Origin of the sequence: Streptomyces odontotermitis, assembly GCF_050510915.1 — a bacterium.
Lineage (GTDB): Bacteria > Actinomycetota > Actinomycetes > Streptomycetales > Streptomycetaceae > Streptomyces.
In genome coordinates this window covers 271,877-282,646 of the sequence record NZ_JBNJLS010000005.1, presented here as the reverse complement: position 1 = coordinate 282,646, position 10,770 = coordinate 271,877, and the positions used below count along the sequence as shown (strand labels likewise).

Annotated in this window: 12 protein-coding genes and 1 pseudogene; 6 read left to right on the top strand and 7 right to left on the bottom strand. The window is 71.5% G+C overall.

Translation table 11 applies throughout. The features are described from left to right. Nucleotides 1-49: 49 nt before the first annotated feature. From ACQB60_RS17280 to ACQB60_RS17265, 4 genes and pseudogenes are all read right to left on the bottom strand, one after another. A complete protein-coding gene (locus ACQB60_RS17280) occupies nt 50-403 on the bottom strand; it encodes a hypothetical protein (RefSeq protein WP_384849902.1) in 354 nt (117 codons plus the stop codon). 7 nt (nt 404-410) lie between these two features. After that, the gene (locus ACQB60_RS17275; RefSeq protein WP_496926865.1) at nt 411-869 is read right to left on the bottom strand and encodes a hypothetical protein; all 459 of its coding nucleotides are present in this window, start codon (nt 867-869) and stop codon (nt 411-413) included. A 118-nt stretch (nt 870-987) separates the two neighbouring features. Next, nucleotides 988-1,425, bottom strand: a complete 438-nt coding sequence (locus tag ACQB60_RS17270; RefSeq protein ID WP_496926864.1) for a hypothetical protein — start codon at nt 1,423-1,425, stop codon at nt 988-990. 521 nt (nt 1,426-1,946) lie between these two features. Then, nucleotides 1,947-2,204, bottom strand: a pseudogene (locus ACQB60_RS17265) (transposase); the annotation flags it as partial. A 133-nt stretch (nt 2,205-2,337) separates the two neighbouring features. Between ACQB60_RS17265 and ACQB60_RS17260 the strand changes: the two are divergent. The 5 genes from ACQB60_RS17260 (at nt 2,338) to ACQB60_RS17240 (ending at nt 6,085) form a co-directional block, all read left to right on the top strand. Beyond that, the gene (locus ACQB60_RS17260; protein ID WP_384849911.1) at nt 2,338-2,679 is read left to right on the top strand and encodes a helix-turn-helix domain-containing protein; all 342 of its coding nucleotides are present in this window, start codon (nt 2,338-2,340) and stop codon (nt 2,677-2,679) included. Nucleotides 2,680-2,800: 121 nt separating this feature from the next. Next, a complete protein-coding gene (locus ACQB60_RS17255) occupies nt 2,801-3,322 on the top strand; it encodes a phospholipase A2 (protein WP_496926863.1) in 522 nt (173 codons plus the stop codon). A gap of 242 nt (nt 3,323-3,564) precedes the next feature. Beyond that, complete coding sequence (locus ACQB60_RS17250) at nt 3,565-4,605, top strand: hypothetical protein (protein ID WP_496926862.1); 1,041 nt, start codon at nt 3,565-3,567, stop codon at nt 4,603-4,605. Nucleotides 4,606-4,757: 152 nt separating this feature from the next. Next, nucleotides 4,758-5,342: a helix-turn-helix domain-containing protein gene (locus ACQB60_RS17245; RefSeq protein ID WP_496926861.1), complete on the top strand. Its 585-nt coding sequence runs from the start codon at nt 4,758-4,760 to the stop codon at nt 5,340-5,342. Nucleotides 5,343-5,356: 14 nt separating this feature from the next. Continuing rightward, nucleotides 5,357-6,085 carry a helical backbone metal receptor gene (locus tag ACQB60_RS17240; protein ID WP_496926860.1) on the top strand — a complete coding sequence of 243 codons (729 nt, stop codon included), beginning with the start codon at nt 5,357-5,359 and terminating at the stop codon, nt 6,083-6,085. Here the strand turns inward: ACQB60_RS17240 and ACQB60_RS17235 are convergent. Further along, nucleotides 6,054-7,178 (bottom strand): TDT family transporter, encoded by a 1,125-nt coding sequence (locus ACQB60_RS17235; protein ID WP_496926859.1) that lies wholly within the window; start codon nt 7,176-7,178, stop codon nt 6,054-6,056. The genes ACQB60_RS17240 and ACQB60_RS17235 overlap by 32 nt on opposite strands. Before the next feature lie 139 nt (nt 7,179-7,317). Here ACQB60_RS17235 and ACQB60_RS17230 point away from each other — a divergent pair, with 139 nt between their 5' ends. Then, nucleotides 7,318-8,235, top strand: a complete 918-nt coding sequence (locus tag ACQB60_RS17230) for a LysR family transcriptional regulator (RefSeq protein ID WP_496927102.1) — start codon at nt 7,318-7,320, stop codon at nt 8,233-8,235. Nucleotides 8,236-8,584: 349 nt separating this feature from the next. On the opposite strand, the gene ACQB60_RS17225 is transcribed toward ACQB60_RS17230, so the two are convergent. Continuing rightward, nucleotides 8,585-9,310, bottom strand: a complete 726-nt coding sequence (locus ACQB60_RS17225; protein WP_496927101.1) for a gamma-glutamyl-gamma-aminobutyrate hydrolase family protein — start codon at nt 9,308-9,310, stop codon at nt 8,585-8,587. Nucleotides 9,311-9,323: 13 nt separating this feature from the next. Continuing rightward, a complete protein-coding gene (gene eat / locus ACQB60_RS17220; protein ID WP_496926858.1) occupies nt 9,324-10,769 on the bottom strand; it encodes an ethanolamine permease in 1,446 nt (481 codons plus the stop codon). Nucleotide 10,770: the final 1 nt, after the last annotated feature.

Sequence of the window (10,770 nt, the reverse complement as noted above, 5' to 3'; positions counted from 1 at the left end):
TCGCGTCCGCCGCCGCGGACGCGCGTTCGTGAGACCGCCTGACGCTACGTCAGAACTTCTTGCACAGAAGGTGCTTCTTCTGTACGAAGGCGTTCTTCACCTTCTTGGTGTCCTTCGCGATGATCTTGTACGTGATCGCCCGCTTGCCGGTCGGCGTGTAGCGGACCGTGAACAGCCAGCCCTGGGTGCCGCCGAAGTCGTGGGTGTAGACGTGGTGGCCCTTGCCCGGGGTCTTGAACTTGTGGATGACGTGGCCGCCGGCGAAGGACGAGATGATCACCTGCTGGCCCTTGCCGCAGCGCTTGGTGCCGCTCTCGGACTCGGTGGCGTGGGCCGCCGAGCCGGGGATCAGGGCGGCGGCCGCGCAGGCGGCGAGCAGGACGGTGGTGAGCTGCTTCTTCATGTCCGGATCACAGTCCCGTCTTGCTGCAGTAGGCGTACACCTTCACGAGGGCCTTGGTGTTCTTGCCCGGCAGCGACGTCACCTTCCAGTACACGTCCTTGCGCCAGGTCGGCATCTTGCGGATGCCGATGGTGCCGTCGCTCGCGTTCCAGTAGTGCTGGGAGTGCAGCTTGCCGCCGGGGCTCTTCCACGTGAAGCGGTACTTGAGGGCCGCCTTGATGGAGACGAAGACCGTCTCACCGCGCTTCGCGCAGGACTTGACGCCCTTCTTGGAGTGGAACCCCTTGACCTTGGCGGCCTGCATCTCCTTGGCGGCCTTGGCCGTCTTGGCCTCGGCCGTCACGGCGGCGGGCTTCGCGCCCTCCGGGGCGGCGGACGCGCTGCCGATGGCCATCGGGGTGAGCGCCGCGCCGGCCACGGCGGCGGCGCATACGCCGAGGCGTATGCGGTGCTTGCGAGTGAGCATGATTCCTTCCTGGAGCTCTTCCCGGAGCTGTTCCCGGGTCTGTTCCTGGACCTGTTCCTGGAGCTGCGGCGGTCGTGCGCGGTCGCGCCGGCGCCGGGATCTCAGGGGCAGAGCGATCTCAGGGGCAGATCTTCTTCGCCCTGGAGGTCTTGGCGAACTCGTAGACCAGCTTGTGCTTCTTGTTGAAGGCGAGCGTCCAGACCTTGAGCTTCCACTTCTGGCAGTGCTTGCCCGACATCTGCGCCGACGTCTGCGCGTCCGCGTAGCGCTTGCCCTTGGGGCCGTTCACGTTGAGGTGGTCGACCACCTTGCCGTTGCGGTACAGGGTCAGGATGTTCTTGACCTTGGTGACCTTGGACGCCTTCGAGCAGCGCACCGAGACGTTGCCGACCACCACGGTGGTGCGCACCGGGTGGTAGAGGTGCCGCTTCAGCTTGCACTTCTTGGCCTTGGCGGTCGCGGTCACGCCCTGTGTCGACGGGTTCCCCGCCGCCTCGGCCTGGGCGACGCCGCCGGCGAGGACGGCGAGGGAGGAGAGGGCGGCGACGGCCGTCATCCGCCCATGGTTTCCGGCCACTTGGGGATCCCCAATCTCGCGAGAAATGAACGACCGCCGCAAGGTATTACGTGTAACGGGCGCTCGGTATTGGCCGAAGGGGCAATGCCTCAAAGGGAAGTGGGGGCGGACCGGTGGCGGGGGAGCTCATGAGAGCTTCGCTGTGTGCGCGTCGTAATAGCAAATCCGGTGCTTTGGCCGGAGTTTGCGCTCTTTGTCCCGACTGGTGACCGTCGCCGGAGGTGCTCGCGGGCGCCTCCGGCCGCTATCTCAAATCTACCTCAAATGCCTGCGTTGGTTGGCCCACAGCCAGTCAACATGCCTGGCAGCGGGCCTCAGATGGCCACTAATCGCGACATTGTGGAGTTGTTGATTCCGGGGATTTCCGGGGCCCGTCCTGATGGCGTAACGAGTTTCATGCGGCTCTCATCTCACGTGGTCGACGAGGCCCGCCGATCCGCCGACGCGGCGATCGTCGCTGCCCAGGAGGGGTCGACTCCCGCCTTCCTGGCCGCGTCCTTCAGTCGTCGCCACAGGTGAACCTCGGTCCACGCGGCGTAGCGGCGGTGTGCGGTGGCGGCCGGGACGCCGAACAGGGAGGGGAGCTGCCGCCAGGCGCAGTCGCTGGTCAGCACGTACACCACCGCTGTCAAGACGGCGCGCTCATCGCGCGGAGCCGTGCCGCCGCCCTGGGGGCGCGCGGCGAACGGAGGCAGCAACGGACGTGCCAAATCCCATAGTTGGTCGGATACGAGGCGTCGGGAAAGCTCACTGGTCACACCGGACATGATGCCGTAACCGAGTGCCACGTGAGACGGAATTGTGGGCTCACTAGTGCGAACTCCCTGCCATACAGTGCTTGTTGCAGCACATACAACGGGGAACGGGGAACGGGGAAAGGTGACAATCGCTGTGACAATTCAGGACACGGAGCAAGGGCACCTCTGCAACGAGTCTCTGGACGGGCTGGACGCGCTGGAAGCGCACTGTCCGTGCCGGTCCGCACTCCACTCGACCGTGGCACCCCCGGCCGTCAGCGATCTGACGGTCCGTGAACGGGAGGTGCTGCTGCTTCTGGGAGCGGGGCTGCCGAACCCCGTGCTCGCCCGGCGGCTCGGGATAGCGGAGCGGACCGTGAAGGCTCATGTCGCGCGCATCATCGGCAAGTTGGGGCTGCACACCCGCCTCGACGCCGTCGTCGTCGCCGTGGTCCACCACGACCTGCTGTGCCCGGACGCGGGGGCCACGGCCTAGAGAACGGAGCGGGCACTGCCCTTTGGGGCAGTGCCCAAAGATCCACTACCCCCCGGTGACCGCTCGTTCATACGCTCGATGCGCCCTCATCAGAGGCACATCGAAGAACGGGGATCACCACATGCTCACTACGCGCATCACCGTCGCGTCGCTCGCCGCGGCGGGCGTCCTGGCCACGGGCTCGGGCGCGGTCGCCACGGCGGCGGCGCCGGAGTCCGGCCACACGGTGACGGCGTCGGCCGCGGCGGCCAAGGCACCCAGCCCGGCCAAGATGAAGCGCCTGTACGCCCTGACGCGCTCTTCCAACAAGAGCCTCAAGGACTGGCGCCAGACGCGGAAGCTCGCCAAGGCCGGGGTCGACCGGTGGAACTTCCGCTGGGACACCGACTGGTGCACGCGCCTCGCGGACAAGCCCGGCGGCTTCGACTTCCGGCTCCCCTGCGCGCGCCACGACTTCGGCTACCGCAACTACAAGGCGCTCATCGGCAAGAAGAAGTTCGCCGGCTCGACCCACGAGCGGCGCGTCGACAAGGCGTTCTACTTCGACATGAAGCGGCAGTGCGCCGTCGAGCCGCACAAGACCTCGGCGGAGCGCGAGAAGTGCCTCGTGACCGCGAAGAAGTACTACAAGAGGGTCAGCTGAGCGAGCGGGGCACGGATGGCCGGGCGGGTGGCGCCGGTGCGGCCGCCCCTGTCGGCGCGGCCCCCGCGCCCGCGGGCGGGTCGACGACCGCGTACCGCTGAGAGCTGATCCGCGCATCGTGCCGTGCGGGGTGGGCCTCGCCATGTTCCATGTGGCGAAGCCCACCCCGCACGGCGTTCCGGTGGGCCGTCGTCACTCCTTACGCTCGACAGCGCCCGCCACCGGAAAGTCGCCCCCGCTCCATGCCCCGCCCCCACCTGCTCTCCCGGCCCGGCCGTCAGCCTGGCCGTCAGCCCGGTCTGCCGGAGCCGGCGCCCGCCGCGCCCCTCGTCGCCCTGGTGCTCACGCTCGCCGTCGCCCTGGTCCTGTGCCAGATACCGAACGCCGGGGCCGCCCCCGCCTCCCCGGCCACCGCCCGCCTGGCCGCGCTCGCCGGGGACGTACGGGACGCCGACGGGGTCCGCTACGACGCCCGCGACGACACCGGCCGCACCATGGACGCCGCGCAGGTGGCCCAGGCCCCCGACGGCAGCTACCTCGCCGTCTACCACACCCTCCTCGACGACGGCCGTTTCCACGCGGCGGTCGCCACCTCCACCGACCTGCGCCACTGGCAGCGCCGCCACGACTTCGGCCCCGGCACGCACCAGGCGTCGCTCGCGCACGACGGCCGGGGCGGCTACGTCCTCGCGTACGAGAAGGACCCCCGCAACCACATCGCGGTCCGCGGCTACGAGGATCTGGCGGCCCTCCTCGCCGGGCGGGCCCGCGACGCCTACGACGCGCCCCGCACCCTCTCGCGCTGCGCCGAGGGCACCCCCGCGATCACCGCCGTGCGCGGCGACACCGTCGAGCTGACCGGCCACTACCGCGCGAACTGCGACACCGACCGGCAGCTGCGCGCCACCCTCACCGGCTTCCGCACCTGGCACGCCGCCCCGGACCACCGCCTCGACCGGGCCCTGGAAGCCTGGGGCAACAGCGGCAACATCGGGGACCGGTCCGGCGTCGAGCTGGACGGGCGGCCCGTCGTGTTCATCGAGGGGCAGGGCTGGCGCGGCGACTTCGGCAGCTGGCGCACGTACGCGTACGACCCCGCGGGCGGCCGGGCCGACCGGATCGGCATTCGCACCCACGGGGGCAGCGACGCCTTCGCCAACCCCTCCGCCACCCTGCTCACCGCCCCGGGCGGCCAACCGGCGCTGCTGGTCAGCGTGTTCGTACCGGGGGAGGGATCGGCCCCCGGGGAGGCCGGTCAGCTGCTCTACTGGCGTGAGCTCTAGTACGCCTCGGGCGAAAGCTCTAGTACCTGGCGAGTGAAACCAGGCAAAACCGTTTGGCGAACATGCGTAGGGTGCATTGAACCCATCAGGGCCGAGCGACGGACCACGGTGGCCGGGACCGGTGGACCGAAGCGCAGAAGGGAGCCGCAGCGATGGACGAGAACAAGGAGACCCCCAGGGTCGGCTCTGCCGTCCGGCGGCGCCGCCGCGAGCTGGAGCTCACCCTCGCCGTCGTCGCCGAGCGAAGCGGCCTCTCCGTACCCTTCCTCAGCCAGGTGGAGAACGAGCGGGCGCGGCCCAGCATGCGCTCCCTCCAGGCCGTCGCCGACGCGCTGCGCACCACCGCGGTGGAGCTGCTCGCCGCCGCCGACCCGGCCTGCTCCGTCGACGTCGTCCGGGCCGGCGAGGCGGGGGACGGCGGCGGTCCGGCCCACTTCTCGCCCGACGCGAAGCTGCGCGGACTGATCCGCGGACACCACCAGATGCAGGCCCTGGAGTTCACCGGCGACCACGACGAGGGCCGCGAATTCCAGCACCGCAACGACGAGTTGATGTACGTCGTCGAGGGCGGCGTCGAGGTGGAGGCGGAGGGCCGGGCCTATCACCTGGGTCCCGGCGACTGCCTCTATCTGACCGGTGGGGTGCGACACCGCTGGCGGGCCGCGAGCGCGGACACCCGGGTCCTGGTGGTGGCCGTCGGCGACCACATCGAGGCCGTGGACGACAGTCGCCGCTGAGGAGGAGCCCCGCCGTGCCAGGCCCGCGCGTGGTCTCCCTCGTCCCTTCCTTGACCGAGGCGGTCGCGGTGAGCGCGCCGGGCGTCCTGGTCGGGGCCACGGAGTGGTGCAGCCACCCGGCCGGCCTTGACGTCGTGCGGGTGGGCGGCACGAAGAACCCGGACGTGCCGGGCATCGTGCGCCTCGCACCGGACCTGGTGATAGCCAACGAGGAGGAGAACCGCGCCCCCGACCTGGCGGCCCTGCGCGCGGCGGGCCTCGACGTCCTGGTGACCGAGATCCGCACGCTCGACCAGGCACTCGACGAACTGTCCCGGGTGCTCACGGCCTGCGGCGCGGCCCGCCCGGAGTGGCTGGACCGGGCGGCGGCGACCTGGTCCCAACTCCCCGCGCCCGCACACCGCTTGCGGGCGGCGATCCCCATCTGGCGCCGCCCCTGGATGGTCCTGGGCCGCGACACCTTCGCCGGTGACCTTCTGCACCGCCTGGGCATCGACAACGTCTACGCGACCCACGCCGAGCGCTACCCCCGCATCCCCCTGGACCAACTCCACTCCGGGCAGCTCGACTTGGTGATCCTCCCCGACGAGCCGTACCGCTTCACGCGGGACGACGGCCCGGAGGCGTTCCCCGCCGGACTGCCGGTCGCGCTGGTCAGCGGGCGCCATCTCACCTGGTACGGGCCGTCGTTGGCGGAGGCTGCGGGGGTGCTCAGCGGGGCGCTGCGAGCAGCTTTCCGTTGAGGAGGCCGCGGGTTGTCTGGATGAGGGCCGTGGCTGCTGCGAGGACCAGGAAGGCGTACAGGCCGACCGCGAGCCAGTTGTAGGCCGTCAGGCCGGTGTGCTTGCCGAGGCCCTCGGCGCCGGTGACGCAGGTGCCGACAGGGAAGGTGAAGGCCCACCAGGTCATCGCGAAGCCCATGCCCTGGCGGCGGGCGCGCACCACCATGGCGAGCGCGAGGGCCAGCCACATCAGGGCGAAGCCCATCACCGGCACGCCGTACAGGACGGCGAAGACGGTGAAGCCCTGGTCGAGCGGGGCGGGTACCACGCCGGGGGCGAGGTCGGCGAACTTGTTGGTGGCGGTGGTGGACTGGCCGAGCGGGCCGAGGACCAGGAACAGGGTCGGGGTGAGGGCGAGCGGCAGGGCGGGGCCGGTGACCAGGCGGGCGAAGATGATCGGCAGCATCACCAGGGTGGCGAGCAGGCTGAGCCCGAACATCGCCACGCAGGCGTACAGCATCGTCTGCTGTGCCTGGCCGGCCGGGAGGTGCGGGATCAGCAGCGGGCCGAGGGCGGCCGAGACCATGGGGGCCACGACGGGGAGCAGCCAGACCGGCGACGCCTGGTCTGCGGCGATCTTGTGCCGGGCCACCATCAGATACGGGATCGCCACGGCGGCCGCGAGCCCGATGAGGGTGCCCGCGACGAACAGGACGGTGTCGAGGGCGACCGCGGCGGTCGTGCCGATCCAGTCGACGCCCACCATCATGGTGCCGCCGCCGACCGCGAGCAGGGCCATCGACAGACAGCCGTAGAAGGGCGCCATCGTCGGGTCGAGGAGGTGGGCGCGGGCCTGGTCGCGGTGGTGGCGCCAGTGCAGGGCGCGGGCGCCGAGCAGGGTGGTCAGCATCAGCAGGGACAGGGCCCACACCACCGTGCACGCCGTGCGCAGGCCCGGTACGTGCACCGGGAGGGCGGCGCCGGCGTTGGCGATGATCGCGGTGCCCATGACGGAGGCGTACCAGTTGGGGCCGAGGTGGCGGACGGCGGGGGCGCGGGTGCCGACGCGGGTGCGGGCGGTGGCGCCGAGGGGCTGGGATGCTGCGGTGACCATGACTCCACGGTGATCCCCTTCGGGGCGGCCCGCCAGGGACCACTCGTCTATGAGGTCATAAAGTGGCCTTATGGGTGAGGTGAAGCGGGAGAGCAGTGATGGGACGCCGGATGCGACCGCGGTTGCGGCCGCGGTGGTGATGCCGGTGTCGGGTCCGGTGTCGTCGCTGTCCCATCGGGTGCCGGACCTCGGCGCGCTGGAGCTGCTGCTCGCCGTGGCGCGCCTGGGCAGTCTGGGGCGGGCCGCGCGGGAGCTCGGCATCACCCAGCCCGCGGCCAGCAGCCGCGTCCGGTCCATGGAGCGCCAGCTCGGCGTGGCCCTCGTCGAGCGTTCCCCGCGCGGCTCGCGGCTGACCGACGCGGGTGCCCTGGTCACGGACTGGGCGCGGCGGGTCGTGGAGGCGGCGGAGGCGTTCGACGCGGGGGCGCAGGCGTTGCGCGACCGGAGGGACTCGCGGCTGCGGGTCGCGGCGAGCATGACCATCGCGGAGTACCTGCTGCCGGGCTGGCTCATCGCGCTGCGCGGGCAGCGCCCCGACACGGCGGTGTCCCTGCTCGCCGGGAACTCGGCCGTGGTCGCGGAGCGGGTGCTCGGCGGCGAGGCCGACCTGGGCTTCGTCGAGGGCCTGACCCTGCCGACGGGCCTCGACTCGGCGGTGATCGCGCACGACCGGCTGATCGTGGTGACGGCGCCGGACCACAGGTGGGCGCGGCGCCGAAAGCCGCTGGGTGCGGGGGAGCTGGCGGACACGCCGCTGATTCTCCGGGAGCAGGGTTCGGGCACCCGGCAGGTCCTGGACGCGGCGCTCGGCGGTCTCGCCCGTCCGCTGATGGAGCTCTCCTCCACGACGGCGGTCAAGGCGGCGGCGGTCAGTGGGGCGGGTCCCGCGGTTCTGAGCGAGCTGGCGGTGGGGGAGGAGCTGTCGGCTCGCCGGCTTGTGGAGGTGCCCCTGGACGGCGTACGGCTGGGGAGGGCGTTGCGGGCTGTGTGGCCGACGGGGCAGCGGCCGGTGGGGCCTGCGCGGGATCTGCTGGGGCTGACGCGGGGGGTGGGGTGAGGCGCTGCCCTGCCGGGGGCCTCTTCCCCGACCCCGCCCCTTCCCGAATCCGCGACTCCGTCGCCCCTGAGGCGCCCTCCTGGGGGCTGTGCCCCCAGACCCCCCATCGGCCTGAACAGCCTCGTCCTCAAACGCCGGACGGGCTGAAATGGGCACCCGTAAACGCCGGACGGGCTGAAATGGCCACCCGCCGACCCGCAGACAGGCGACGGCGGGAGGGGTGGGGACGCGGCGGTATGTCCGCCCGCAGTACAGCAAGCCACCCGAGCCAGTACTCGTGAAATCGTCCGGCGCCCGAGGCGTTTCGAGGACGGACATACCGCCGCGTCCCCACCCCGCCCCCACCGGCTCAGCGCCCGGCCGCCTCCGCCACCAGCGCCGCCATCACCCGCGTGTCCGTCCCCATCTCGGGGTGCCACTGCACGCCCACCACCCAGCCGTCGCCGGGGAGTTCGACCGCCTCCACGGTTCCGTCCGCCGCGTGTGCCGAGACCACGAGGCCCTCACCGAGGCGGTCCACCGCCTGGTGGTGGTACGTGGGGACGTCCGCCGAAGCGTCCGGGACGATCGTGGCGTAGCGCGTGCCCGGTACAGAGGTCACGGGGTGCGAGCCGAAGACGCCCACCCCACCCGTGTGGCCCTCCATGTGCTGCACCAGCGTGCCGCCCAGCGCCACGTTGAGGAGCTGCATGCCGCGGCAGATGCCCAGCAGCGGAGTGCCCGATGCCAACGCCGCGTCGATCAGGGCCAGTTCCCACGCGTCGCGCTCTCGTGCGGGTGGGCCCGTGCGGTCTTCCGGCTCGGCTCCGTACCGCGTCGGCTCGACGTCCTCGCCGCCCGCGATCACGACGGCGTCGAGCCGGGCGACGACCGAGGCGGCGTGCTCCGGGTCGTCCGGCGGCACCATCGCGGCGAGGCCGCCCGCCGCCTGGACGAGCCGGGGGTACCCGGCGGGCAGGAGCGCCGCGGGCAGCTCCCACACGCGGTAGCTCGCCTTCGCCTCCAGGTAGGTGCTGACCCCGATCAACGGCCTGTTCACTGTGCTGAACTCCCTTTCCGTAAGCCCCGGTTGCATCAGTCCGGTTGCCTCAGTCGCGCTCAAGCTCCGCCTCCGCCGCCGCCAGCGCCGCGAACTCCTCCTCCGGCGCCGACGCCACCAGGTGCCTCCGGCTGTAGAGCCCGAAGTAGGCGATCGCCACCACGTATACCCCGAGCGCGATGAGCGCCGCCGTCACGTCCACCAGGAAGGTGGCGACCAGCGCCGCGCAGGCGAGGACCAGCGCCACCGAGGACGTCAGCACGCCGCCAGGGGTGCGGTAGGGCCGCTCGAGCTCCGGTTCGCGGCGGCGCAGCACGATGTGGGAGAGCGACATCAGGGCGTACGAGATGGTGGCGCCGAACACGGCGACGTTCAGCATCCGCGCCCCGTCCCCGGTCGCCGCGGCCAGGCCGAAGCCGATCGCGCCGGGCACGAGGAGCCCGAGGTAGGGGGCCTTGCGGCTGCTGGTGAGGGAGAGGAAGCGGGGCAGGTAGCCCGCGCGGGACAGGGCGAAGAGCTGGCGCGAGCCCGCGTAGATGAGGGAGAAGAAGGAGGCCACCAGGCCGGCGAGGCCCGCGTAGTTGATGATCCGGCTCAGCGTCGTCGCCTTGCCGTCCGGCTGCAGCGCCTCGACCAGCGGATTGCCGGACGACTGGATGGCGGCCGAGCCCCGCGTTCCCGCCGAGGCGAAGAACGTGACGACGGCGAGGACCACGAGGATGCACAGCGACCAGCGGATGGCGCGCGGCAGCGTGCGCGCCGGGTCCTTGGTCTCCTCGGCCGCCAGCGGCACCCCCTCCACGCCGAGGAAGAACCACATGCCGAAGGGGAAGGCCGCCCAGATCCCCAGCAGGCCGAGCGGCAGCCAGGAGTTGGCGCCGAACGCGCTGTGGTCCACGGCCACGTCGTTGAGCTTCGAGGCGTCGAAGTCCGTGAACGCGGCGACGGCGAAGACGACGAGGGCGACCACCGCGATGCCGGTCACCACGAAGGAGAACCGCAGCGCCTCGCCCACGCCCCACAGGTGGATGCCGATGAAGATCGCGAAACAGGCGAGGTAGACCGGCCAGCCGGAGGTCAGCCCGAACAGGCCGAGGGACTCCACGTAGTCGCCGATGAAGAGGGAGATGGCGGCGGGCGCGAGCACGTACTCGATGAGGATCGCCGTGCCGGTGAGGAAGCCGCCCCAGGGGCCGAGCGCCCGGCGCGCGAAGCCGTAGCCGCCGCCCGCCGTGGGCAGGACCGAGGAGAGTTCCGCCAGCGAGAACACCATGCACGCGTACATGACGCCCATCAGCGCCATCGCGATGCCGAGCCCGCCGAAGCCGCCCTCGGCGAGCCCCGAGTTCCAGCCGGAGAAGTCCCCCGAGACGACGTAGGCGACGCCGAGACCGGTGAGCAACACCCAGCCCGCGTTGCCTCGTTGGAGGGTTCTGCGCTCCAGATAGTCGTCCGCCTCCTGGCCGGCGGACGGCTTGGTGGACTCCAGGGTCATG